Source organism: Chitinophaga sp. SVR4-12A (assembly GCF_056754765.1).
In genome coordinates, this window is sequence record NZ_JBPGWP010000001.1 from 3,514,823 (window position 1) to 3,538,283 (window position 23,461).

22 protein-coding genes are annotated in these 23,461 nt (G+C 49.0%); 7 read left to right on the forward strand and 15 right to left on the reverse strand.

Annotation, left to right across the window (positions count from 1 at the left end):
- Positions 1–4 precede the first annotated feature (4 nt).
- Positions 5–757: a response regulator transcription factor gene (locus ACR9Y8_RS14340; RefSeq protein ID WP_481213926.1), complete on the forward strand. Its 753-nt coding sequence runs from the start codon at positions 5–7 to the stop codon at positions 755–757.
- Here ACR9Y8_RS14340 and ACR9Y8_RS14345 read toward each other — a convergent pair.
- The 4 genes from ACR9Y8_RS14345 to rsmA form a co-directional block, all read right to left on the reverse strand.
- A complete protein-coding gene (locus ACR9Y8_RS14345) occupies positions 732–1,130 on the reverse strand; it encodes an HIT family protein (protein WP_481213927.1) in 399 nt (132 codons plus the stop codon). The genes ACR9Y8_RS14340 and ACR9Y8_RS14345 overlap by 26 nt on opposite strands.
- Positions 1,131–1,218: 88 nt before the next feature.
- On the reverse strand, positions 1,219–1,692 hold the full coding sequence (greA, locus tag ACR9Y8_RS14350) for a transcription elongation factor GreA (protein ID WP_481213928.1): 474 nt from the start codon (positions 1,690–1,692) through the stop codon (positions 1,219–1,221).
- Positions 1,693–1,803: 111 nt separating this feature from the next.
- Positions 1,804–2,730, reverse strand: a complete 927-nt coding sequence (locus ACR9Y8_RS14355) for an NAD(P)-dependent oxidoreductase (protein ID WP_481213929.1) — start codon at positions 2,728–2,730, stop codon at positions 1,804–1,806.
- Entirely contained in the window at positions 2,727–3,479 is a 753-nt protein-coding gene (rsmA, locus tag ACR9Y8_RS14360; RefSeq protein ID WP_481213930.1) for a 16S rRNA (adenine(1518)-N(6)/adenine(1519)-N(6))-dimethyltransferase RsmA, read from the reverse strand. The genes ACR9Y8_RS14355 and rsmA overlap by 4 nt, the downstream gene beginning before the upstream one ends.
- Before the next feature lie 24 nt (positions 3,480–3,503).
- Between rsmA and pdxA the strand changes: the two genes are divergently transcribed.
- The gene (gene pdxA / locus ACR9Y8_RS14365; protein WP_481213931.1) at positions 3,504–4,601 is read left to right on the forward strand and encodes a 4-hydroxythreonine-4-phosphate dehydrogenase PdxA; all 1,098 of its coding nucleotides are present in this window, start codon (positions 3,504–3,506) and stop codon (positions 4,599–4,601) included.
- Positions 4,602–4,663: 62 nt separating this feature from the next.
- On the opposite strand, the gene ACR9Y8_RS14370 is transcribed toward pdxA, so the two are convergent.
- The 11 genes from ACR9Y8_RS14370 to ACR9Y8_RS14420 form a co-directional block, all read right to left on the reverse strand.
- On the reverse strand, positions 4,664–5,512 hold the full coding sequence (locus tag ACR9Y8_RS14370) for a class I SAM-dependent methyltransferase (protein ID WP_481213932.1): 849 nt from the start codon (positions 5,510–5,512) through the stop codon (positions 4,664–4,666).
- A 95-nt stretch (positions 5,513–5,607) separates the two neighbouring features.
- A complete protein-coding gene (locus tag ACR9Y8_RS14375; protein WP_481216228.1) occupies positions 5,608–5,910 on the reverse strand; it encodes a winged helix-turn-helix domain-containing protein in 303 nt (100 codons plus the stop codon).
- A gap of 168 nt (positions 5,911–6,078) precedes the next feature.
- Positions 6,079–6,729 carry a hypothetical protein gene (locus ACR9Y8_RS14380; protein ID WP_481213933.1) on the reverse strand — a complete coding sequence of 217 codons (651 nt, stop codon included), beginning with the start codon at positions 6,727–6,729 and terminating at the stop codon, positions 6,079–6,081.
- A 36-nt stretch (positions 6,730–6,765) separates the two neighbouring features.
- On the reverse strand, positions 6,766–8,922 hold the full coding sequence (locus ACR9Y8_RS14385) for a TonB-dependent receptor (RefSeq protein WP_481213934.1): 2,157 nt from the start codon (positions 8,920–8,922) through the stop codon (positions 6,766–6,768).
- A gap of 436 nt (positions 8,923–9,358) precedes the next feature.
- A complete protein-coding gene (gene atpA, locus ACR9Y8_RS14390) occupies positions 9,359–10,936 on the reverse strand; it encodes a F0F1 ATP synthase subunit alpha (protein WP_481213935.1) in 1,578 nt (525 codons plus the stop codon).
- A 133-nt stretch (positions 10,937–11,069) separates the two neighbouring features.
- Positions 11,070–11,630: an ATP synthase F1 subunit delta gene (atpH, locus tag ACR9Y8_RS14395; protein ID WP_481213936.1), complete on the reverse strand. Its 561-nt coding sequence runs from the start codon at positions 11,628–11,630 to the stop codon at positions 11,070–11,072.
- Positions 11,631–11,699: 69 nt separating this feature from the next.
- A complete protein-coding gene (gene atpF, locus ACR9Y8_RS14400) occupies positions 11,700–12,194 on the reverse strand; it encodes a F0F1 ATP synthase subunit B (protein WP_481213937.1) in 495 nt (164 codons plus the stop codon).
- An 88-nt stretch (positions 12,195–12,282) separates the two neighbouring features.
- Positions 12,283–12,540 (reverse strand): ATP synthase F0 subunit C, encoded by a 258-nt coding sequence (gene atpE / locus ACR9Y8_RS14405; RefSeq protein ID WP_298740851.1) that lies wholly within the window; start codon positions 12,538–12,540, stop codon positions 12,283–12,285.
- 41 nt (positions 12,541–12,581) lie between these two features.
- Positions 12,582–13,727, reverse strand: a complete 1,146-nt coding sequence (atpB, locus tag ACR9Y8_RS14410; RefSeq protein WP_481213938.1) for a F0F1 ATP synthase subunit A — start codon at positions 13,725–13,727, stop codon at positions 12,582–12,584.
- 510 nt (positions 13,728–14,237) lie between these two features.
- The gene (locus ACR9Y8_RS14415) at positions 14,238–16,001 is read right to left on the reverse strand and encodes an ABC transporter ATP-binding protein (protein WP_481213939.1); all 1,764 of its coding nucleotides are present in this window, start codon (positions 15,999–16,001) and stop codon (positions 14,238–14,240) included.
- 116 nt (positions 16,002–16,117) lie between these two features.
- On the reverse strand, positions 16,118–18,316 hold the full coding sequence (locus ACR9Y8_RS14420; RefSeq protein ID WP_481213940.1) for a hypothetical protein: 2,199 nt from the start codon (positions 18,314–18,316) through the stop codon (positions 16,118–16,120).
- A 279-nt stretch (positions 18,317–18,595) separates the two neighbouring features.
- Between ACR9Y8_RS14420 and ACR9Y8_RS14425 the strand changes: the two genes are divergently transcribed.
- From ACR9Y8_RS14425 to ACR9Y8_RS14445, 5 genes are all read left to right on the forward strand, one after another.
- Positions 18,596–19,345, forward strand: a complete 750-nt coding sequence (locus ACR9Y8_RS14425) for a DUF1003 domain-containing protein (RefSeq protein ID WP_481213941.1) — start codon at positions 18,596–18,598, stop codon at positions 19,343–19,345.
- A 149-nt stretch (positions 19,346–19,494) separates the two neighbouring features.
- Positions 19,495–20,178, forward strand: a complete 684-nt coding sequence (locus tag ACR9Y8_RS14430; RefSeq protein WP_481213942.1) for a response regulator transcription factor — start codon at positions 19,495–19,497, stop codon at positions 20,176–20,178.
- A gap of 214 nt (positions 20,179–20,392) precedes the next feature.
- Complete coding sequence (locus ACR9Y8_RS14435; protein WP_481213943.1) at positions 20,393–21,442, forward strand: sensor histidine kinase; 1,050 nt, start codon at positions 20,393–20,395, stop codon at positions 21,440–21,442.
- 54 nt (positions 21,443–21,496) lie between these two features.
- On the forward strand, positions 21,497–22,132 hold the full coding sequence (locus ACR9Y8_RS14440; protein ID WP_481213944.1) for an RNA polymerase sigma factor: 636 nt from the start codon (positions 21,497–21,499) through the stop codon (positions 22,130–22,132).
- A gap of 256 nt (positions 22,133–22,388) precedes the next feature.
- A complete protein-coding gene (locus ACR9Y8_RS14445) occupies positions 22,389–23,378 on the forward strand; it encodes a FecR family protein (RefSeq protein ID WP_481213945.1) in 990 nt (329 codons plus the stop codon).
- The last annotated feature ends 83 nt before the right edge of the window (positions 23,379–23,461 follow it).

The window sequence follows — 23,461 nt, forward strand, 5'->3', positions numbered from 1 at the left end:
AACTATGAAAGCAAGAATCCTATTTGTGGAAGATGATCAGAACGTTGGTGCCGCAACAAAGAAAAGGCTGGAAGAGGCTGGCTACGAGGTAAGACACTGTACAGACGGCCTGATGGCCTGGGAAGAGTTCCAGCACCGGACGTTTGATATCTGCCTCCTGGATGTGATGATTCCCAAGAAAGGGGGGACCCCGGAAAAAGATAACGGATTTGAACTCGCCAGACAGATCCGCAAGCGAAACGATATGATCCCCATTCTGTTCATCACGTCCAAATCAATGGTAGAGGACAAAATCGCCGGTTTCAAAACCGGGGCGGACGACTATATCACCAAGCCGATCAACCTCCAGGAACTCGTATTGCGTATAGAAGTATTCCTCAAAAGAACCAAAAACATGGTACAGGCCACACAGGCCGCCAAACCCACTCAGTATGTGATAGGTAAGCTCGTATTTGATTATAACGACCTGCGGCTGCATGACCAGATACAGCAGAAGTCTGTTACCCTGACCCAAAAAGAGGCCGACCTGCTCAGGTACCTCTGTGATAACGCCAATAAGGCCCTGAAACGGGAGGATATCCTGTTCAATGTCTGGGGTAAGGACGACTACTTCCTGGGACGCAGTATGGACGTGTTTATCACCAAGCTGAGGAAATATTTCAAATCAGACCCTGATATAAGGCTGGAAACACTGCACGGTGTTGGTTTCCGGTTCAATGTGCCCCATGCCCCTAATGTGTCAACATTTCTGCCCTGATCTTTTCCTGCACTGCTTTAAACTCCGCTTCAGATAATTTCAGTTTCGGACGAGCAAAATTCATGTCATCCGCCGAATTGATCGGGATGAGATGCATATGCGCATGCGGTACCTCCAGCCCTACCACGCTTACACCCACGCGGTTACAGGGAAAGGAACGCTCCAGCGCCTTGGCGATAGGCCTTGCAAATACCAGCCATTCTGCCAGCAGCTCATCGGGCACATCAAAGAACTTATCGACCTCCAGCTTCGGCACTACCAGGGTATGCCCCTGCACCAGCGGGAAGATATCGAGAAATGCATAGAAACGGTCGTTCTCCGCCAGCTTATAGCTGGGGATCTCTCCTTTGATGATCTTGGTAAATACTGACATGGGAAGACAAAGTTGGGTAGTGAAAAAAATCCCGTCCGGAGATACGAACGGGATAAGTGGATTTTGTATCAGTTTTTCATCCGTGAAATCATATTGTAATATGATCGATCTTAAATTTTAATTTTCCATTGGGGGCTACCACATCTGCGATCTCGCCTACCTGCTTTCCCAGCAGCCCTTTACCAATAGGTGAAGTAACAGAGATCTTACCGGCTTTCAGGTCTGCTTCTGTTTCAGACACCAGCTGGTAGGTCACTGTCTTTTTATTAGCCACGTTGGTGATAGTCACCTTACACAATATAGAAACCTTAGATGTATCAATAGAATCAGCCTCCACTACTCTGGCAGTTGCAATTGCATTTTCCAGTGTGGCGATCTTGGCTTCATGAAGACCTTGTGCTTCTTTAGCCGCATCGTATTCAGCATTTTCTTTGAGGTCACCTTTCTCCCTCGCCTCTGAGATGGCTCTGGCAATTTCAGCCCTCCCCTTGGTCTTGAGCATATTCAACTCGTCTTTCATCTGCTCAAGGGTTTCTTTCGTTACATAGTTAACGCCAGACATAACTTTTTGGGTTTTAGAAATAAGAAAAAAAAATCAACGCCTCCATTTGCACAGAAGCGTTGTACTATGTTGTATAATCACAAATATAACCAATTTTAGATTCCGGCCAACTTAAATTCCCAGCTTATCTAACACATATTGTGGCATTTTAATACTTGCCTCGTGCGAGTATCCGGCGATGTGCGGGGTCACTACAACGTTGGTAAACTGCAGCAGTTTTTCGAACTGTTGTTGTTCTGCAGCATTGAATGTTGACAGCTTTTCATTCTCCAGTACATCGAGACATGCACCGGCCACCGTGCCTGATTCCAGGGCAGCGATAAGATCAGGGGTGTTCACTATTTTGCCCCTGGCCGTGTTCAGGAAATATATGGGTTTAGCAAAAGCGCTGAAGAAAGCAGCATTGGCCAGGTGATAGGTTTCATCTGTCAGCGGCAGGTGAATACTTACCACATCTGCTTCGGCATAGAGCTGCTCCATGCTGGCTTCTTTTACGTAGCCGGCACTAAAGCCTGTTTTATATTTATCATAAGCCAGCACCTTTACATCAAAGCCCTGCAGCTTATGTACAAATGCACCGCCGGTATGACCATAGCCGATGATGCCTACAGTTTTACCATTCAGCTCATAGCCCCGGTTACCATCGCGCTCCCAGATACCGCGGCGCAGTTCCAGGTTGCTCTTCAGCACATTGTTCATAAGGCAAAGCAGCATGCCCAGGGCCTGCTCCCCTACTGCATCACAATTGCCTTCCGGGCTGCTCACACAGCGGATCCCCTTGCTTTCGGCATAAGGCACGTCTATCAGCTCCATACCGGAGCCCAGGCGGCCTATCCATTGCAGCTGGCCTGCGCGGTCCAGGAGCTGCTTATCTACTTTAAGACGGGTGGTCACGATCATGCCCTCGCACTCAGGGATAGTGGCAATGGCTTCATCGTAAGTAATAGAGGGTCGGTAGATCACCTCGTACCCACTTTTTTCCAGTCTGTTGATCAGGTATTCGTGTACTTTGGCCGTAATTAAAGCTTTCCTACTCATGTCATCTTATGGGATAATGCTACGAAATCTGCTACAGAAAGCTCTTCTGCCCTTTTGCTGAAGATGCTGTCCTGCAGGTGTGTTTTATCAAATAGCCCTTTCAGCGGGTTTCTCAGCTGTTTGCGCCGCTGGTTAAAAGCCGTTTTTACCAGGTTAAAGAACTTACGTTCATTGGCGATCTCATAATCCTGTTCCAGGCGGGTGATCCGGATCACCGCCGATTTTACCTTGGGCGGCGGATTAAAGCACTGCTCATGCACTTCAAACAGGTACTCCACCTTGTACCAGGCCTGGATCAGTACGCTCAGGATGCCGTAGTCCTTGTTACCGTGCCCTGCAGCAATCCGCTGGGCCACCTCCTTCTGGAACATGCCCACGGCCTGCGGTACCTGGTTTTTCCAGTCCAGCACCCGGAACATAATCTGGGTAGAAATGTTATAAGGAAAGTTCCCGATAATGCTGAAAGGCCCCTCAAAAGGGGGCTGCATCTCCAGGAAGCTCTGGTTGATAATCTTGCCTTTAATGGCCGGGTAGGTCTGCTCCAGGTACTGTACCTTCTCAGTATCCAGCTCCACTGCCTTGAATGTAATATCAGGAATCTCCAGCAAATACTTGGTGATGGCGCCCGCGCCGGGCCCCACTTCCAGCACTTGTTGGCCGGGAACTACAGGTAAGGACTGGACGATCTTCCTGCTCATCTGCTCGTCTCTGAGGAAGTGCTGACCCAGCGATTTTTTAAGTGTATACATGGTTAAGGGTCAAAGTTAGTATATATGAGTATATTTGTAAGCTATTTTGGCGATTCAAGCATGAGTAACACGCATATCAACAAGCCGGTAATCGGCATCACAGTAGGTGACCTCAACAGCATAGGCACAGAGCTCGTTATCAAAACCTTCGCAGATAACAGGATGCTGGAGTTTTGCACACCGGTGATCTTTGCGTCTAACAAGACCATCAATTTTTACCGAAAGCTGATGAATGAGAACAATTTCAACTACCAGAGCCTGAAGGAGCTCAACCGCCTGAACCACAAGCAGGTGAACGTTTACAATTGCTGGGAAGAAGAAGTGCAGATAACGCCTGGCGTGCTGAATGATACCGGTGGGAAATATGCAGCCCGCTCACTCGCCGCCGCCATACAATGCCTGAAAGACGGGTTTATACAGGGCCTGGTAACAGCCCCCATCCATAAAAAGAATATTCAAACCGCCAACTTTAACTATACCGGCCATACCCCCTACCTGCGGGACGCCTTTAACGCCAGGGACGTGCTGATGTTCATGACGGCGGATAATATGCGCATAGGCCTGCTGACCGAGCACGTACCGGTGGCAGAAGTGGCTAAATATGTGACCAAAGAGAATATCCTGGCTAAGCTGGCGCTCATGAAAGACAGCCTGGTAAAGGACTTTGGCATTGATAAACCCCGCATCGCTGTACTGGGCCTTAACCCGCATGCAGGCGACGAAGGGCTGATAGGCGACGAAGAGATCCAGCAGATCACTCCTGCCATCAACCAGGCCAAAGCCAACGGGATGCTGGCCTTTGGGCCTTATAGCGCCGATGCATTCTTTGCCCGCAGCATGTACCTGCAGTTTGACGGAGTGCTGGCCATGTACCACGACCAGGGCCTGATCCCCTTTAAGTCACTGGCCAGCGGCGAAGGTATCAACTATACCGCCGGACTGCCCATTGTACGTACCTCTCCTGACCACGGCACCGCCTTTGACATTGCAGGCAAGAACCTGGCAGATGCAGCCTCTTTCAGGCAAGCTATCTTCAGCTGCCTGGAGATCCTGGAAAAACGTCAGACCTACGAGGAAAACACCCGTAATCCGCTGAAGAAAATGGAATTGGCATCGGAATAAACAGCAACTGGCTATTAGCTTTTAGCATTTAGCGCCAGCAGCTAGAAGCCGGTAGCTAAAAGCTAAAGATGAAAAGCTGCCATTTCAAGCATACCATCTCCGGGCTGGAGATAGTCTTTATTGCGCCCGTACATAATATATTCAATGGCCTGCATATCGTAAATGTTATATACTTCTGCATTCAGCAGCTCCAGCGTGTTTAAGATCTTCTTACGGCTGTAGCGGTGAAACTCCACATTCAGCGTTCTTTCTGCCAATACGCTTACTTCGGTGGCGATGGTACGGTGTTGAGGATTATTGATTTCCTCCGACACCAGGCCATAGTCCATGATCACGGTATTGCGGCCGTTACGCGTGGTAAAGCATTGCATAATATCGCGAAACTGCTCTTCCGTAATGTAGTGAATGATCCCTTCGAAAATGATGATGGTAGGTTGTGAAGCATCGTAACCAGCGTCTCTCAGCTGGCGTTTCAACTGTATGGTATTGGTGATGTCTGTCTGTAAAGCCACCGGTAAAGGCAGATGGGAAGTCAGCTGCGCGTAGATCCTGAGCTTATCATCCATCCAGGTCTGGTCTACTTCGAAGATACCGTTTATCAGTTCGGGATAATCTTCACTGAGCGTGAGGGCCAGTGGATCAAGGCCTGCCGCGATGATGCATACCTGTTGCTTAGGGTACCTGTTGATGAACTGTTTGATCAGGTACCTCACCATTTTTTTACGCAGCCTTATTACCGCTCCAAAGTGAGCGCTGATGTTATCCATGGCTACAGCCAGATCCTGTATGGCGCTGAGGTCAATGTACTGCATATACTTTCCGCTCAGTCCTTCCGTATACAGGTCTTTTACATACGACAATACAAGCGCCGAGGTGGGAGCCACTCTCAGCCGGGATTCAGGGGTATTCATGGGAGTAACATTTACTGAATGAAAGGGCCGATCTATGGCTTCTTATAAAGTTAATTTTTACAACTGAAGTTGCACCGCAGTGAGAGATAGCCGGTTCAGCCTGTTTTCCCGGGCTTAAGGTAAGATTGAATGGCGCTTACGTAGCTTTCAAAGGCACGCTGGCCTGCATCGGTTATCTTGCAGAGGGTTTGGGGATAATTATCACGGAACTGCTTAATGACCTCAATATACCCCGCTTCTTTCAGCTTGTTGATCTGCACGCTCAGGTTGCCTGCCGTAGCATTTGTTCTTTCCTTCAGCAAGGTAAATTCCGCTTCCTGCTCACTCACCAGTATTGACATAACTGCCAACCGGAGCTGTGAATGCAGAACAGGGTCCAGGTCTTTAAAATACATCATCACACGCTGGTCAATAGTTAAGATAAGTGTAAAGATAACAAATATAGAAGTTGTCAGTTGTTAGTCGTCAGTCGTCAGTGATTGATGCGATTATGTTCTTCGTTTTGATCACTGACGACTTACGACTTACGACTGACGACTGTCAACTGACAACTGTCAACTGACAACTCACTTCCCCGCTTCTTCCAGCAACTGCTTCGCCCTTGCTTCACCCCAATGAGGAGCAATGCTATCAGCAGGTTTGAAAGCTGCGAATTTCTCCAGGGACAGCTTCAATGTTTCTTTTGCTTTTACCTTATCTCCGCCGAACTGCTCGGGCGTGTAGTAGAGCGCCTGGCCTTCCAGCAGGTATACACGGGGATTCTCCGGGTTGATCTGCTTGGCTTTCTGGATCTGCATACCTGATTCAGGGCCGTATTGAGCGCCCCTGCTGGGTGGATCCACCGAGATGCGTACGGTAGCGATCAGGGATTTGATCAGGGCTACTTCATCGCTGTTCTTATTCAGCTCATCTGCTTTGGCGGCATTGGCTTCTGCCTTGTCTGCCAGCTCGTCCATTTTTGCTTTGTCCTGCTGCGTAAATGCAGACATTACCTGCGCATAGGCGGCATAGTAATAGGGCAGCCACTGGTTTTTCTCGGTGGCGGCTATACGTTCAAACGTGTTGGATATTTCAAGCAGCGTTTGCGGGTTATAGCTGCTGCCCTGGTCTAACAGCGCTACCTGTTTGGACATGGCATCCTGATACTGGGGACTTTGGGCTTTAACACCAACGGCAGCGAAGGCCGCTAAAAGGAAGAGAAGGGTAAATTGTTTCATATATCCGTTTTTAGATTTATAAGTGGTGAATATTTATTACAGGTTATTGATCACATCCTGGCGCCTGTCTATACCAAAGTTCATGAACATGCCGATAAACAGGAAGCGCGGAGCATTGGGCACAATTTCTTCCCTGCGCAGCTTATCAGAAGAATAGCGGTAGCCATATACCTGTTTAATGTCAAACACGTTGGTGACAGACAATACAAACACGGTGAAAGCCTTGCGTACAGTGGTCAGGTAGCTGGCGCTGAAACCAAGTGTGTTGAAGTTGATCGTCTTTTCAGACATGAACTTGTTCTCCGGCAGGTTTGGATTGTAATAAGGACGGCCGGTAGCAAAGCTATAGGTAACGCCGATGTTGGTAGTGATCTTCGGGAACCATTTCTTCAGCACCAGGCTGGCGGTGTGTTTGGCGGCAAAATCAGGCTGCACTTCAAAAGGATAGAACAGGTAATTACGTTTGGTATCCAGGTAGGAATAGGAGATCCAGTAATCCAGGTTCTTGATGGTCTTACGATCGCGCCAGAACAGCTCAATGCCTTTTGCATAACCGGTACCCGTGGTAGCAGTATCAGGCGCTGTTTTTACCAGGTCTTTATACTTCTTATAGAAGGCTTCTACGCGGAAGGTATAATCTCCAGCTACACGCTGAAAGCTGCCGATGTAGTGCGTAGCTTTCATATAACCCAGCTCATCGCGCTTGAAACGCAGGTACTGCGGCTCCGGCTTTTGGTAATAATCGCCATAGGCCAGGGAAAACTGGCTGTAATCATCCAGCTTGTATGCCAGGGAGGCGCGGGGTGCAATATTCACTTTATCGAGGATGGAAGAATACTCCGTACGGCCGCCAAAGCGTCCTACAAACCTCGGGGTCAAATAAACATCCGTTTCTGCAAAGCCGGCCGCATAGTTATCATCATAATTGGCGCCAAAGCTGTTAAAGCGGGACTTTTCAGACGCATATTGGTATTCGCCACCGAAACGCAGCATAGACAATACGCCCAGGCTTTTGCTGAACATTAATCTCAGCTGGCTGAGATTGGAATTATTGCGTATATCCGTTTGCGGTGTTTTCTGTATCGTATCGGTTTTTATCTTATCCCTGTTGGAGCTGAAAGAGAAACCGGTGTTAATGCGCCATCCGTTGCCCAGGCTTTCCTTATAGGTAAGGTTGGTATAGATGTTCTGGTTACGCACATCAAACTGTTCCTGGTAGCCGGGGTACTCGATGCTGTTCTTGCGGAAGCCCATCTTGCTCCAGTTGCCGTAACCATAGAACTTAATGATACCGGTAGAAGAGGTTTTCCTGCGGAAGTTGGCGGAAGTGCCGATGATTTCCGGGCCTATAGTAGGCTCCTGTTTGGGCTTGGCCACACTGAAGTAAGGGCCGAGGTTGGTATAGTCTGCTTCAATACCATAAGAGCCTTTCTTGTCTTTAGACAGCTCATCCAATCCTCCACTGAAACCCAGTACGGAAGCACCCAGGCTATACGAAGAACGGGCGGGCAGGTCTTCCGACTCCAGTACCAGGGCAGAAGAAAGGCCCTGCCCGTACTGGGCGGAGTAACCGCCGCTGCTGAAAGTCGTGCCTTTGAACAGGAAAGGGGAAAAACGGCCCCTGCCCGGCTGATCCGGCAAGCTGGTAAAGAAGGGGTTTCGTACCAGCAGGCCATCTATAAAGATCTGGGTTTCGTAACCGGTGCCACCGCGTACAAAAAGGCCTTCACGGTCGTTGGCCTGTTGTGTACCTGGCAATGTTTTCAGGGCCTGCACAATATCGGCAGTGGCCCCGGCGGTCGTGACAATATCCAGCGGCTTGAGCACTGTATTCTGCTTATCGCTGCTGGCCTCAAAACTACCGGCGGAGATGGTAACCGCTTTCAGCTCGTTCACCGATGTTTTCAGCATCAGCGAAAGGTTGAGCGGACCGCCTACCGTAATGGGCTGCTCCAGTGTTTGGAAGCCCATCAGGCTGGCCACGAGCACCTGGGCGCCCTGGGCGGTGGTGGTGAAGGAGAAGCTGCCGTCTGCCCCGGCAGTGGCGCCATCATAGGTGCCTTTGATATAGATGTTTACGCCTGGCAGGGGTCGCTTTTTGGCGTCTGTGATCTTACCAGCAATCTTATGCTGGGCGGATAGCAGGCCTGGGATGAACAGACAGAGGAATAGGTGGAAGTAAATCTTGGACATTGGCGGAAGGATTTACTTCAAAAGTAATTTCGTTTATGGTGTAAACAAAGTTACAGGATAAACAATTCGGCTAAAGCAGGGCCAGTTTCCGGTAAAAATGGGGGAATCGTCGGTGGAATGGGTATTGTGAACTACTTGATATTCAGGGCTTTTCGGGGAGGCATCCATATGAGAACCGATCCCTGACCGGGTTCCATCCGGTGCTCATCCTGGCTGAAACGCAGTCCCATTAAGGCAAAGGTGACAGATATCTCCTATATACTCTCTATATACTTCCTTTCTAATCCCATATTATTACCATCTTCTAAAGGAAGGAAATTTATAGGAATTCAGAAGATATGTCGATCGTATAAGTATTGAGTTAGTATAAGGTACCCGGGCAATAAAAAAGCCATCCTGCCTAAGCAGAATGGCTTTTAAACTAAGATTCAATGCTTTATGCGAAGCGGGGCTTCAGCTCATTGGCCAAAGTCACCATACGCTTGATACCGTCTTCAGCGAGGTTGCCTTTCTTGAACTCGGCGAGTACATCTGGCAGACGCACTTCCATTTCATGCAGGAAGGCTTCTTCGAAAGCTCTTACGTTCTTAACGGGCACATCGCGCAGCAGGCCCTGAGTACCCAGGTAGATCATGGCTACCTGTTTTTCTACAGAGTAGGGGCTGAACTGGGCTTGTTTCAGGATCTCCACGTTACGGGCGCCTTTATCGAGTACTGCTTTGGTAGCAGCATCCAGGTCGCCACCGAATTTGGAGAAAGCCTCCATTTCGCGGTACTGGGCCTGGTCGAGCTTCAGGGTACCGGCTACTTTCTTCATGGATTTGATCTGGGCGTTACCACCTACGCGGCTTACGGAGATACCCACGTTGATAGCGGGACGAATACCGGCGTTGAACAGGTTGGATTCCAGGAAGATCTGGCCGTCGGTAATAGAGATCACGTTGGTGGGGATGTATGCAGATACGTCACCCGCCTGTGTTTCGATGATGGGCAGCGCTGTGAGGGAGCCACCACCTTTTACCAGGTGCTTGATAGAGTCCGGCAGGTCGTTCATCTGGCGGGCTATCTCGTCTTTAGCGATCACTTTAGCGGCGCGCTCCAGCAGGCGGCTGTGCAGGTAGAATACGTCACCAGGATAAGCCTCACGGCCGGGGGGACGACGCAGCAGCAGTGACACCTCGCGGTAAGCTACGGCCTGTTTAGACAGATCATCATAGATGATTAGGGCAGGACGGCCGGTGTCGCGGAAGAATTCACCGATTGCGGCGCCTGCGAACGGAGCGTAGAATTGCAGCGGTGCAGGCTCAGAAGCAGATGCGGCTACGATGGTAGTGTAAGCCATAGCGCCATTGTCCTGCAGGGTTTTCATCACACCTGCGATGGTGGAGGCTTTCTGGCCAATCGCTACGTATATACAATATACAGGCTTGCCTGCATCGTAAAATTCTTTCTGATTAATGATGGTATCGATACAGATCGCGGTTTTACCGGTCTGGCGGTCGCCGATCACCAGCTCACGCTGTCCGCGGCCGATGGGGATCATCGCGTCGATCGCTTTGATACCTGTTTGCAGGGGCTCTTTTACTGGTTCGCGGTAGATAACGCCGGGGGCTTTACGCTCCAGGGGCATTTCATACAATTCGCCAGTGATGGGACCTTTACCGTCTATCGGCTGGCCCAGGGTATTGATCACACGGCCTACCAGTCCTTCGCCCACTTTAATGGAGGCGATACGGCCGGTACGGCGTACTTTATGTCCTTCTTTTATTTCGGAATACTCACCCATTAATACCACACCCACGTTGTCTTCTTCCAGGTTCAGGGCGATTGCTTTGGTACCGTTCTCAAACTCAACCAGTTCACCGGAGCGAACGTTATTCAATCCATATATACGGGCAATACCGTCGCCCACCTGCAACACTGTCCCTACCTCTTCCAGGTCGGCAGCAGCATTGAAGTTGCTTAATTGCTGGCGCAATATCGCCGAAATTTCATCAGGTTTTATCTCAACCATAATTATGCTTTTTAAAAGGGTAATTGCTATTTTTTTTGCTGTTAGCTGTTAGCCCTTAGCTGTTAGTGACCAAAGCGAAATTATTCCTATCCGTTTGAATTACTAATAGCTAAAAGCTAACAACTAATAGCTTTTATTTGATATTGGGTGTGTAAATGTTTTGTGTGAACTGTTTCCTGATATCCTTCAGGTCGCGGAGCACGGAGGCGTCATACAACCTGTCTTCTGTTTCGAGCACAAAACCACCTATCAGTTCCGGTTCTACTGCTGTTTCCAGCACAATCTTCTTATCAGTTCCGGCTTCCACTTTCTGCCTGATGGCGCCGAGGATAGCGGGATCTACAGGCGCGGCAGTGGTGATCTTCACTTTGCTGATGTTCTTCAGCAGGTTATATTGCTTTTCGAATTCCGTGGTTATTTCAGGCAGGTTGCTTTCACGGCCTTTTATTACCAGCAGTTTGATAAAGGCGGCGCTGATGGCGCTGATCCTGTTCTCAAAGAGAGTGGCAAGGATCTGCTGTTTCTTGTCCGGTTTGATGATGGGGCTCTTCAGCAGATTAACCACATCGCGGTTGCTGCGCACGATCTGCTGCAGCGCCTGCATATCTGCACGCACCGCTTCCAACTGGCCTTTTTCAGCTGCCAGATCCACCAAAGATTTTGCATACCGGGATGCGAGACGGGGATTTGTCATAATCTTAGCTTTTAGCTATTGGCTGTTAGCTATTAGCACTAAATGCTAACTGCTAACTGCTAGCGGCTGTTAATTCAGTTTAATGCTTTCTGCCTGTTGTTTAATAAATTGCTCCTGTGCTGTTTTATCAGACAGCTCTTTTCTCAGCACTTTCTCTGCTACTTCAATAACGAGTTTACCTACCTGGTTCTTTACGTCGGTAAGGGCTGCCATCTTCTGGTTCTCGATAGCAGTGTACGCTTCGTTAATGATCTTTTTGGCTTCTGCCTGGGCCTGTGTTTTGGCTTCGCTGATGATCTGGTCTTTCGCGTCTTTGGCCTCTTTCAGTATCTTGCTCCTTTCTGCTTTAGCTTCTGCCAGTACGTGCTCATGCTCTGCCTTCATCTGCGCCATTTCCTCTTTTACCCTTTCAGCAGCAGCGATAGAGTCTGCTATGGAGGTTTCCCTTTCCTTCAGGGTGGAGAGAATGGGTTTCCACGCGAATTTCTTCAGGATGAGGAAAACAATAACGAATATTAAGAATGAAATGGTAAATAAGCCTAATGCCGGCATTAACAGATCCATGATTCAGAATTTATGTTTGGTTCGCATTTATTTAATAGCATTACTGCATCCTTTGCCCTGTGCGCCGGATGCAGTAATAAATTTTGTCTTACAGCACTACTGCCAACAGACCTGCGATAACGCCGAACAGGGCAACACCCTCAACCAGCGCAGCAGCCAGGATCATGTTTGCACGGATGTCGTTAGCAGCTTCCGGTTGACGAGCGATGGATTCCAGCGCGCTCTTACCGATGTTACCTACACCGATACCTGCAGCGATAGCAGCGATACCAGCACCAACGGCACCACCAGCCTTAGCCAGACCAGAAGTAGCAGCAGCCTGCAATAAAATTGTTAAAAGAGCCATAGTTTAATGTATATATGTGTTGTTAAAAATTTTCCTACCTATTAGTGATGGTGCTCGTCGTGACCGCCTTCCATGGCCTGGCCAATGAACACGGCAGTCAGGTTAGCGAAGATGAAGGCCTGGATAAAGGCTACCAGCACTTCCAGCATCATCATTACGATATTGAAGGCGATAGTAACCGGTAAGAATCCGTAACCGGCCACCTTGTTCAGAGAACCAAAAATAAATACCAGTGAAATAATGCTCAGGATGATGATGTGACCTGCCAGCATGTTAGCAAACAACCTGATGGCCAGGGAGATCGGCTTGGTGAACACACCGATCAGCTCTACCGGGGCCAGGATAAATTTAACACCGAACGGAACGGGCGGGTTAAAGATATGTCCCCAGAAATGCCTGTTGGAGCTGAACAATATTGCGATGAAGCTGATGATTGCCAGCGCCGCTGTTACGGCAAGGTTACCGGTAACGTTGGCAGAACCGGGCAGCAGTCCCATCAGGTTATTGATCAGGATAAAGAAGAAGATGGTAAGTATGAAGGGTGTAAATCTTTCGTAATGTTTACCGGGGATGTTGGGTTTCACTACCTCGTCGCGCATGAAGATGATCACCGGCTCCATCAGGCTCTGGAAACCTTTGGGGGCCTGTTTGGAACCACGGATGCGGTAAGCCCTGGCCACATTCAGCATCAGTACTACCAGGATGATGGCGGCCACCAGCATGGAAGTGATGTTCTTGGTCATGGAGAAGTCGTAGATCGTCTCACCGGTAGGATTGTCGTTAGCGTCTACAGCGATCACTTTACCGTCAGGATACTGATTGGCGTCCAGCCCTTTTTCATGGATGTAGTGGCTGTTTACCAGGCGGTAGCCTTCGTAAGTAGCGTGGCCATGCTCAAAGCGGGAAGAAGAGAATACAGACAAACCTTTTACGGGGTTGTAGATGATCACGGGCAGCGGCAGTGTAACCGGGATGCTGCCCAGGTCCAACAGGTGCCAGTCGTGTGCATCTTTTACGTGACCCAGGATCACTTCCTTAGCGTCGAATCCCTTTTCCTCCTCTTCACCCTCACCGTGGCTGGCAGCAAGATGTTGTTCGCCATGCTGCGCAGTGGCATGTGCATCTTTTTCCTCATTTGTTTGTGCCTGAGCACATGAGTAAATTCCAAGTAAGTTAAAGGCTATCAAGAGCGCTATCAGACTATGTTTGAACAGTTTGCAGGGAATCACCGTTTTCTGAAATTTTGCGCAAAGATAACCGATTTTAGTTCAAAAAGAGAATCGTTTGCGAAAAAAGGTTAGAAGCAGATTAAAAGGGGGGTGAGGGAAGATTAAGTTACTGGTCGACAATGTGTTATAAGCTCCGCGTCATTGCGAGGAGGAGCGGAGGAAAAAGCGGGCGGGGCGACGAAGCAATCTTTTATGTGATTAAGATTTGTAGGAAAGTGAGATATACTTCTGGGCAGCACTGAGTATTGTATGATAAAAGTATTTCATTGATGGGAAGTAGATCCCTAAAAGATTGCTTCGTCGCCCCACGCACCGGGCGCTGCAGCTTCTCGCAATGACGGCACGGAAGACCCCTTTGCCGCTTGCGAGGTTGCTTCGTTGCGGCCAACGCACTGCGCCCTGGCTCGCAATGACGGAGAATGAAAACCCGTTGCTACTTACCTCACCCCCCAATGACGAGCGTGGTAATTACACACTTTCCGTCTTCTTAAACTGCATGCTATGCAGTTTATAATAAAATCCTCCCAGTTTAAGCAGTTCTTCATGGTTGCCCATTTCCCTGATCTCGCCTTTGTCTAATACAATGATCTTACTGGCTTTGCTGATGGTGCTGAGGCGGTGGGCGATCACGATCGCGGTACGGCCGGCGATCAGCTTGTCAATCGCGTGCTGGATGAGCGCCTCGGATTCGGTATCCACGGAAGAAGTAGCTTCGTCGAGGATGAGAATGGCCGGATCATACAGCAGCGCACGCACGAAAGAGATGAGCTGCCGCTGGCCCAGGGAAAGGGTGCTGCCCCTTTCCATTACCTGGTAATCATAACCGCCGGGCAGCTGCATGATGAAATCGTGCATGCCGATGAGGCGGGCAGCCTGTTCTACACGCTCCCGGCTGATCTCCGGGTTGCGGAGGGTAATATTTTCATAGATGGAGCCGGAGAAAAGGAACACATCCTGCAATACTACGCCGATCTTACTGCGAAGGGAGCTAAGGGTATATTCGCTGATATCCACGCCATCTATCTTTATCTGGCCTTTCTGTATTTCATACAGCCGGTTGAGGATACTGATGATAGTGGTTTTACCGGAACCGGTATGCCCTACAATGGCGATGGTTTCACCGGGACGGGCATGGAAGGAAATGTCTTTCAGCACATAACGGTCTTCTGTATAGGCAAAATGCACGTGATCAAAAATGATATCGCCCTTCATGCCTGCGGCGTCTTTGGTTCCTTTATCCGGGATCTGGTCTTCATTGTCCAGGATCTTGAACACGCGCTCGCTGGCCACCATACCCATCTGCAGGGTATTGAACTTATCCGCCAACACACGCAGGGGACGGAACAGCAGGTTGAGGTACATGATAAAAGCGATCATCACGCCCTGGGTCACTTCATAGCTCAGCACCTTATTGGCGCCCCACCATACCATGAGCCCCAGTGAGATAGCCAGGATGATCTCCACTACAGGGAAGAACACAGAGTAAGCAAAGATGGCGTCTATATTGGCGTTGCGATGTTCTTTATTGATCTGCTTAAATCGGGCGAACTCTCTTTTCTCTGCAGAGAAAGCCTGCACTACCACCATACCGGTAATGTGCTCCTGCACAAAGGCGTTGAGCGCTGCCACCGCATTTCTCACCTGGTGGAAGGATTTGTTCACGCTTTCCTTGAAGATCCAGGTGGCGAAGATAAGCACCGGGAAAGGCGACAGGCTGATGAGCGTAAGCCGCCAGTCTTCTATGAACATCACTACCAGTATGGCTACGATCATCAGCAGATCTGCCACGATGGAAATAATGCCTTCGGAAAAAACGTCGTTGATCGCTTCTATATCGTTGATAGTACGGGTAGTTAAAGTACCGATGGGCGTTCTGTCGAAGAACGACAGGTTGAGGCGTACGATCTTTTTATATACAGTAACGCGAAGGTCTTTTACTACGGATTGTCCCAGCCAGTTGGTGAGGTACCCGAAAAAGAAACGTACAAGGGTTTCCAACAGCAGCACGCCAATCTGGACAATGGTGATAATGATCAGCATGCGCATCCACTGGTTGGCAATATACTTATCTACTGTTACCTGTATAAGCCAGGGACGTAAGGGGGAAAGTACCGCCAGTACGACCGTGAGAAACATTGAGAGATAAAAGGAGCCTTTATATGGAGCGGCAAAGGAGAAGAGACGCCGCAACAAACTGAAGTCAAAAACCCGCTTTATAGTTAAGTTGTCCATGGATCATACAAACTTACGAAGAAAAGTCATTAGTCGAAAGTCGTTAGTCGTTAGTGATTGACGCGAAGATTTCCTTCGCTGCATTTTACTAACGACTAACGACTTATGACTTACGACTATTTATCGTCTTTCATGATCTGCTTGTACGCCTTGATAAATATAGCGCCCAGGTTTTTGTGCGGCGGTACATAATCGCTGAACAGTTCCTTGTTGCGGGCATCACCGGCAAAGCGTTTGCCCAGTACCGCCCACATGTTTACCCAGTCTACATTCTTACCGCTGCGGATCACATCTTCGAGGGTGCGGATGATGGGCTCATTTACGAAGCGCGTACCTACCTGTTTGGAGGAGATGATGTGCGCGTCGGGAGATTTTTCCAGCACCTTGGCCAGGTTATGATAGCCGCCGCAGGAGCCCAGCACTACTATCTTGGCAGAGCTTTGCAGGTTATCCATGGTGGTATTCACATGGTAGCTGTGACCACGGTGTATGAATACAGTGGGATGGATATCTTTTTCGTCCAGGAACTCGCTCAGCTTTTCGATGGCAGTCTTGTCTTCCGGCTCGTCAAGTGGAAGGTTAGCAAAGATGGTGATGGGCTTGCCTTTCTGGGAAGTAATGGTGGTCCAGTACTTGCCGCGGCTCACACTCCAGTCGCCACCGCCAAAGCTGGTCATAAAGCTGGCATAGGATTCCTGTCCGTCTTTATCGCCATAGAAGAATACCTGCTGATAGATACGGCCACTGTCGCTCACCAGTCCGGCGAAGTTCACATAGTTGATAGGCGGCAGGCTCAACTTGGCTGCCATGTCTGAAGCTTTGGTAGAATCATTCTGCTTACCGGATTCCGTTTCAAAGAGGCTGGAAAGCAGTTCATAGATCACTTTGCCGCGGCGGTCGTTCTTGCGGGATACGAATACGTAGTTCTTCTTCACTTCTTCCCGCAGGAATTCCAGCAGTTTAGGATCGCGTATGCTGCCAAAGGAATTGGCCACATCCACTGCGTCTTCCAGGTCTTCTGTTTTCTCCAGGCTGCTCACGTATTTCTTCATGAGGTAGTTGGCGTTTTCCGGCTCCATGGATTTCAGGAAGTGGTCCAGGGTATTGAAGCCGGCGGCCATAGCGATGAACTTCTTGAAGCGGTCAAAGCTGACCAGCATCAGGAGGCTGTCGCCACGGGAAGGCTTCATACGGGCCATCATCTGGTCGTATAAACCTGCGTTGCCATGGTTGGTATAGCTGGAGGTGAACAGTTCTTCCTGCCCGTTCACGATCAGGTAATACAGTTCTTCGGGGCTGAAGTTCTTTACAACGGCAAAGCGCACATTGTTAGGTTCTTCGTGCAGGTCGTTCACCTCGCGGATGTAACGCAGGGAGCGGGACTGCATATTCTCCATCATTGCTTTCAGGCCGAGGGGATTCTGGCCGTTGCTTTTCTTTTGCTGCAGCACGATGGAGGTTTTCACCATCTGTTTAAAATACGGATAATCACCGCTTACTATATTCTCCAGGGAGTCTACGCTCATGGTGCCGTCTATCAGCTCGTCGATAAAGGGCAGGATACGGGTAGACTGGCTGGAGCTGCCTATCTTCACAATGAGCTGCACCACGGGATCCGGGTTCTTTTTGATGGCGTTGGCCACCGGCGTATAGGAGGTAGCGTAGGTCAGCACCTGGTTAGGGTACTTGCGGGCTACGGCAGCGATGATGGAATCTGTTTCCGGGTATTCCAGGTAAGACCCGATCCTGGACATAACTGTTTCCAGGTTGTCGTAGGCATATTTGGCGAACATCACTCCCCTCGCCTCCTTATAGCCGGGATTGTCCTTGAATACTTCGATCACTTTCTCACCGGCGTTAAAAGACAGGCCGCGTACGATCGGCAATATGGTCTGGCCGTGAATATCGGCTTTCATCATATCGCGGTAGGCGGCTACCATGGCGGGGGCTTCTGCCGGATCTATCTTGCGGTAGGCACGTTTGCTGTTATAATCGTGCAGCATCACATACAGGCCGGAGAGATACTTGATTTTCAGGCGGTGATCGAGCAAGGTATCCCGCTCAATCTCCAGCTGCATGTCGTCTACCTGTTTAATGACTGCGTTGGTAACCTGCAGGTTGATGGTCTTGTCGTCAGACACCTGAACAAAATCATCCGCCTTGCCATCAAACTTTGCGGCGGCTGCCTGTTCCTTGTCTATGTTATCGTGAAAACCCTGGCGCCCGATAGGGATGTCTATCTTCTGCTCGCCTTGTGCAAATACCCGGCTACCTTGAGAAGCCACCAGGCATAAGAGTATTAAAAATTTCTTCATCTATAATTTATGTACGTTTCTTCTTCCCTTATAGCAAATTTACGACCAATTTAATAAAACGCTCTACAGGAGCGAAAAGTTCATGGATTTGAGGCCTTAAGTTTGAGGTTTGAGGTCTGAGGGCTGAGGTTTGGGTTTGAAGTTTGAGGTTTGAAGTTTGAGGTTTGAGGTTTGAGGTTCGTTGGAAGGTGGGAGGTTCAAGGCAAGGATCCTTTTTCTGAACTTTTAAACCTTTAACTAACTTCAAACATCAAACCTTAAACATCAAACTTTATATATATGCAGACTTTTAAAAGTGATCTTTCAGGCAGGCATTTTCCAACAACAGAAAGGGTGAGCGGGCATGGTATCCGGCAGGAGCTGCTTGAACTGATACGTAAGGAGCACCCCGAGTTCAATAATCGCTGCAACCTGGCCATTTCTGAGCTGAACCATTACCGGCAGCAGTATTATGAAGGTATTTTCTCCAAAGAGATCAATGAGCTGACCGAACTGGAAAAAACCGTGATGGAAAAGATGCGCGACCACGAAACCCTGACGGATAAACTGGAAGAGAGCATGGAAAGCGCCCGCTTAAGCCTGGGGCAGCGGCTGGCTGATAAGATTGCAGATTTTGGCGGCAGCTGGACCTTTATCATCATTTTCCTGAGCTTTATACTGGTGTGGATGGCCCTCAATATATTCTGGCTGGCCGATAAGGGCTTTGACCCCTACCCTTTCATCTTACTAAACCTGATCCTGAGCTGCCTGGCCGCTTTGCAGGCGCCCGTGATCATGATGAGCCAGAACCGGCAGGAAGAAAAGGACCGTCAAAGGGCGAAAAATGATTATATGATCAACCTGAAGTCTGAGCTGGAGGTGCGGATCCTGCATGAAAAGATAGACCACCTTATTATCCGGCAGCAGCAGGATGTGCTGGAACTGCAGCAAACCCAAATAGAAATGCTGAATGAGATCACGCACGCCATCAAAAAGCTGCATGCCAAAAATGATCATCATAACCATAAAGATACGGATAATAGTAAATAAGCATATAAGAACCCGCGGCTGTCTATCCGCAGTATAATCAGTAACTTTGCAGTACTGAACTATGTTTCAGCGTTTGTGTTAACAATTATATAATGTTAACTTAACTCGGTGGCGAATTAATTTTGTGCCATCTTAACAAAAGGATATTTATGATAGACCAAGCGGTTGCAGGTAAAATACTAGTGGTGGATGACGAACTCGATATACTGGAAATCATCAGCTACAACCTCAAATCTGCAGGATACGACACCGTTACGGCCAAAGACGGAAGCGAAGCTATCCAGAAAGCCAAGATATTCCGCCCCGACCTTATTATGCTGGATATCATGATGCCGAATAAGAACGGGATTGACACCTGCCGCGAGATCAGGAAGATTCCCGAATTCAAGGATACCATGGTGCTGTTCCTCACCGCACTGAACGACGAAAAATCTGAAATAGACGGCCTTAACATGGGGGCCGACGACTATATCGCCAAACCCATTAAACCCAAACTGCTGGTAAGCCGCATTAATGCTTTATTCCGCCGCCTGCACAAGACGGAGGAAATGCAGATGCAGCTGGGAGACCTGATCATTGACCGGGAAAAGTTCACTGTGACCTATAAAGGACAGGAGATCATCCTGGCAAAGAAGGAATTCGAGCTGCTGCAGCTGCTGGCCTCCAAACCGGGACGCGTTTTCCTGCGCAACGAGATCTTAAACCAGGTATGGGGCACGGAAGTAATTGTAGGCGACCGTACCATTGATGTTCACATCCGTAAGATACGCCAGAAAATAGGTATTGACCTGATCACTACGGTGAAGGGCGTGGGATACAAGTTTGAAATGTAAGCTGCTGGCTACTAGCTGCTGGCTACTAGCTTTCCCACATTATTTCCTCCGTTTTATTTTTTTGTTATAGCATGCCTTTTTGTCAAAGGTGAGCGCTAATAGCTAATAGCCAGCGGCTAAAAGCTATAGCTATCAGCCATTGGCTGTCTTCTTTATGTTAAGTAAAAAAATTAGCTTAATTTCCCACTATTACAATAATTACTCACTTTGGAGTATGTTCAACGCGAAAAATCTCTCCCCGCAAAAACTGGCGGGGTTCACTGCCCTTATTATAGCAGCAGTTATAGCATTGGGAAGCCTTATCACCGATGGAAGCTGGAAGATCATGCTGATCGCCTTTGCGCTCACCTTCCTGGTATCGTACTACCTGTACCTTTATACCTTACAGAACTTCATTTACCGTAAGATAAAGCTGATCTACAAGTTCATTTACCAGACCAAGGCCTCCAAAAGGGAAGAGTTCTTCAACAAGAATATCCTGCCCCTGAAGACTATTGAGGAAGTAAGCGAAGATGTAGAAAAATGGGCCGCGCAGAAAAAGGAAGAGCTGGACATGCTGCGCCGCAACGAAGAGTTCCGCAAAGAGTTCCTGCTGAACCTGAGCCATGAGCTCAAAACGCCCATCTTTGCCGTACAGGGTTATATCCACACCCTGCTGGATGGCGCCGTGGAAGACCCGAACGTGAACAAGGTGTTCCTGAAGAATGCCACCAAGAACATTGACCGCCTCTGCCACCTGATAGACGACCTCGATGAAATATCCAAACTGGAGAGCGGGGAAATGACCATCAACCGGGAAACCTTTGTAGTGCAGGAGCTGATCAAAGACGTGTTTGATACGCTGTCGCTGAAAGCCAATACCAAAGGCATCCGGTTCAATATCAAAAAAGGCTGTGAATCACCGGTGACCGTACTGGCGGATAAGGAAAAGGTACGCCAGGTGCTGATGAACCTGGTGGATAACTCTATCAAGTACGGTAAGACCGACGGACATACTATCGCCAGCGTATACACTATGGACGACCGCCAGGTGCTGATAGAGATCTCTGACGATGGTATCGGCATTGCCGAAGAACACCTGCCCCGCGTATTTGAGCGCTTCTACCGTACAGACAGGGCCCGCAGCCGCGACATTGGCGGCACCGGACTGGGTCTGGCCATCGTTAAACATATCATTGAAGCCCATAACCAGACCATTAATGTGCGAAGCAAACCTGAAATAGGGTCTACTTTCGGCTTTACGCTGGAAACAGGGAAAGAATAATGAGCGGATGTGCTGATTTGTCTGCCAGCCGGCGGATGATTAGATTTGCAGCGATTGTCAACCAAAGAGAAATATGAAGACCCTGTTCCCGGAGTGGAAGAGGCAACCAGGATAGCCTGGAAGGCTTTTACCCGGGAGGATGATATAGCGCCCTTTGAATGGCTGTACCGGAACTTCATCACCACCCTGCTGGATTACAGCTACAAGATCTGCGGCGAAAAATGGCTGGCAGAAGATGCGGTGCAAAATGTGTTTACTTACCTGCTGCAACACCGGCGGCAATTACCCGATCCCCGATCTGTTAAATATTACCTGTTGCGCTGTGTACGCAATGAGCTGTTAAAGCTGCTTAAACGCCATCGCAGGGAATTATCCAGCCAGGAGCTGTTCGATACCGTGCTGCAGCTGGAGCCCGCCGCTCAGACACCCGCGCTGGAAGCCTGCCTGCAAAAGGAACAGCTGTCCGTCTTACAGCACTACATTAACCAGTTGCCCAACCGGCAAAAGGAAGTGATCTACCTGCGCTTCTTTCACGGCCTGAGCTATGAAGAGATTGCCGCTATTATGGAAATAGACCAGAAATCAGCTTACAAGACCGTATACAAAGCCCTTGATACCCTGCGGCAACTACTTCCCGGCCCTTCTCTTGGCTGCCTTTATATGATCTTCCAGGCCAGCCAGCATGCTTAGACTTTATTCAAAAAAGCAGCCTGTTTTTAGACAAAATCCATTTCTGAAATATTTTCTGTGATCGAGGGATAAAAACGGCGCTTCATTCACTCTGTGAATAGTCGTAAGTCGTTAGTCGTAAGTCGTTAGTCGTAAGTCATTAGTCGTTAGTCGTAAGTAATGGCTGGCAACTTCTGATTAACCACTGACAACTGACAACTGACAACTTACGACTAACAACTTACGACTAACGACTAACGACTTACGACTAACTAGCATGAGATCAACTGCCTTCTATCAACACCATACTACCTGGCAGCTGGCGCTGGATGATGATTTTATCCGCTGGGTAAAAACGCCTGATACCGGTGATGATGCCTTCTGGGAACAGTTTCTGCAGGACTATCCCCAAAAGGCGCACACCGTACAGGAGGCCCGCAGCCTGCTATTGCATTACCGCTTTGCGCAAACACCGGTTGAGCCAGCGGTAGTGGAAAGGATATGGCAACAGCTGAAGGCGCAGCATGATACGACGACCACACGACGGCGGCCATTGCTACGGCGGCTGGTCTGGTATGCTGCCGCATCCGTACTTCTGGTAATAGCAGGCCTGTACAGTTACCGTTACTTCGGCAACACGGCGACTGTCATCATCACCAAAGCCGGAGAGCTGCGCCGCGTTACCTTCCCGGACGGATCACAGATCGTACTGAACCAGCAATCCAGGCTCGTTTACCATCGCTTTAGCCCGCACCATGTTACCCTGGAAGGAGAAGCTTACTTCTCCGTTCAAACCAGGCCCCATGCGCCTGTATTTACGGTGCGCTGCAACAAAGGTGATATCCGCGTGCTGGGCACCGCATTTAATGTAAAATCGCGGCAAGCGCAATTACAGGTGGTACTGGAACAGGGCGCAGTACAGGTTAGTCCTGCAAAGCCTGATGCCCGTCCTGTAAAAATGCAGCCTGGCGACATGGTGGTCATGGACGATAAAGGCATGCGCAGCAAAAAAGTGCATACACAATGGCATACTGCCTGGCGCAGCAACCAGCTGGTATTCAGCAATGCACCGGTGGAAGAGATATTAGGATATTTAACGGATACATACGGATGGCAATTCAAAATAACAGCGCCTGTTACCCTAACGAATAAACGTTTTAATGGTACAGCGCCGGCTAACGACCCGGATCAATTGCTGCAAAAGATCAGTACTATTTATCAACTAAGGACAATACGCCAGGCAGACACGGTTTTCATTTACAAGTAGTTTGACGTTTGAAGTTTGAGGTTTGAGGTTAGTTAGATGTTAGAGGTTTAGACAAGTTGTCAACCTTTGAACCTATAGCCTTC

Bases quoted from the DNA above. Each gene is read 5' to 3' on its own strand.
- ACR9Y8_RS14340 (WP_481213926.1), top strand. From the start codon at position 5: ATGAAAGCAAGAATCCTATTTGTGGAAGATGATCAGAACGTTGGTGCC.
- ACR9Y8_RS14345 (WP_481213927.1), bottom strand. From the start codon at position 1,130: ATGTCAGTATTTACCAAGATCATCAAAGGAGAGATCCCCAGCTATAAG.
- greA (WP_481213928.1), bottom strand. From the start codon at position 1,692: ATGTCTGGCGTTAACTATGTAACGAAAGAAACCCTTGAGCAGATGAAA.
- ACR9Y8_RS14355 (WP_481213929.1), bottom strand. From the start codon at position 2,730: ATGAGTAGGAAAGCTTTAATTACGGCCAAAGTACACGAATACCTGATC.
- rsmA (WP_481213930.1), bottom strand. From the start codon at position 3,479: ATGTATACACTTAAAAAATCGCTGGGTCAGCACTTCCTCAGAGACGAG.
- pdxA (WP_481213931.1), top strand. From the start codon at position 3,504: ATGAGTATATTTGTAAGCTATTTTGGCGATTCAAGCATGAGTAACACG.
- ACR9Y8_RS14370 (WP_481213932.1), bottom strand. From the start codon at position 5,512: ATGAATACCCCTGAATCCCGGCTGAGAGTGGCTCCCACCTCGGCGCTT.
- ACR9Y8_RS14375 (WP_481216228.1), bottom strand. From the start codon at position 5,910: ATGATGTATTTTAAAGACCTGGACCCTGTTCTGCATTCACAGCTCCGG.
- ACR9Y8_RS14380 (WP_481213933.1), bottom strand. From the start codon at position 6,729: ATGAAACAATTTACCCTTCTCTTCCTTTTAGCGGCCTTCGCTGCCGTT.
- ACR9Y8_RS14385 (WP_481213934.1), bottom strand. From the start codon at position 8,922: ATGTCCAAGATTTACTTCCACCTATTCCTCTGTCTGTTCATCCCAGGC.
- atpA (WP_481213935.1), bottom strand. From the start codon at position 10,936: ATGGTTGAGATAAAACCTGATGAAATTTCGGCGATATTGCGCCAGCAA.
- atpH (WP_481213936.1), bottom strand. From the start codon at position 11,630: ATGACAAATCCCCGTCTCGCATCCCGGTATGCAAAATCTTTGGTGGAT.
- atpF (WP_481213937.1), bottom strand. From the start codon at position 12,194: ATGGATCTGTTAATGCCGGCATTAGGCTTATTTACCATTTCATTCTTA.
- atpE (WP_298740851.1), bottom strand. From the start codon at position 12,540: ATGGCTCTTTTAACAATTTTATTGCAGGCTGCTGCTACTTCTGGTCTG.
- ACR9Y8_RS14415 (WP_481213939.1), bottom strand. From the start codon at position 16,001: ATGGACAACTTAACTATAAAGCGGGTTTTTGACTTCAGTTTGTTGCGG.
- ACR9Y8_RS14420 (WP_481213940.1), bottom strand. From the start codon at position 18,316: ATGAAGAAATTTTTAATACTCTTATGCCTGGTGGCTTCTCAAGGTAGC.
- ACR9Y8_RS14425 (WP_481213941.1), top strand. From the start codon at position 18,596: ATGCAGACTTTTAAAAGTGATCTTTCAGGCAGGCATTTTCCAACAACA.
- ACR9Y8_RS14430 (WP_481213942.1), top strand. From the start codon at position 19,495: ATGATAGACCAAGCGGTTGCAGGTAAAATACTAGTGGTGGATGACGAA.
- ACR9Y8_RS14435 (WP_481213943.1), top strand. From the start codon at position 20,393: ATGTTCAACGCGAAAAATCTCTCCCCGCAAAAACTGGCGGGGTTCACT.
- ACR9Y8_RS14445 (WP_481213945.1), top strand. From the start codon at position 22,389: ATGAGATCAACTGCCTTCTATCAACACCATACTACCTGGCAGCTGGCG.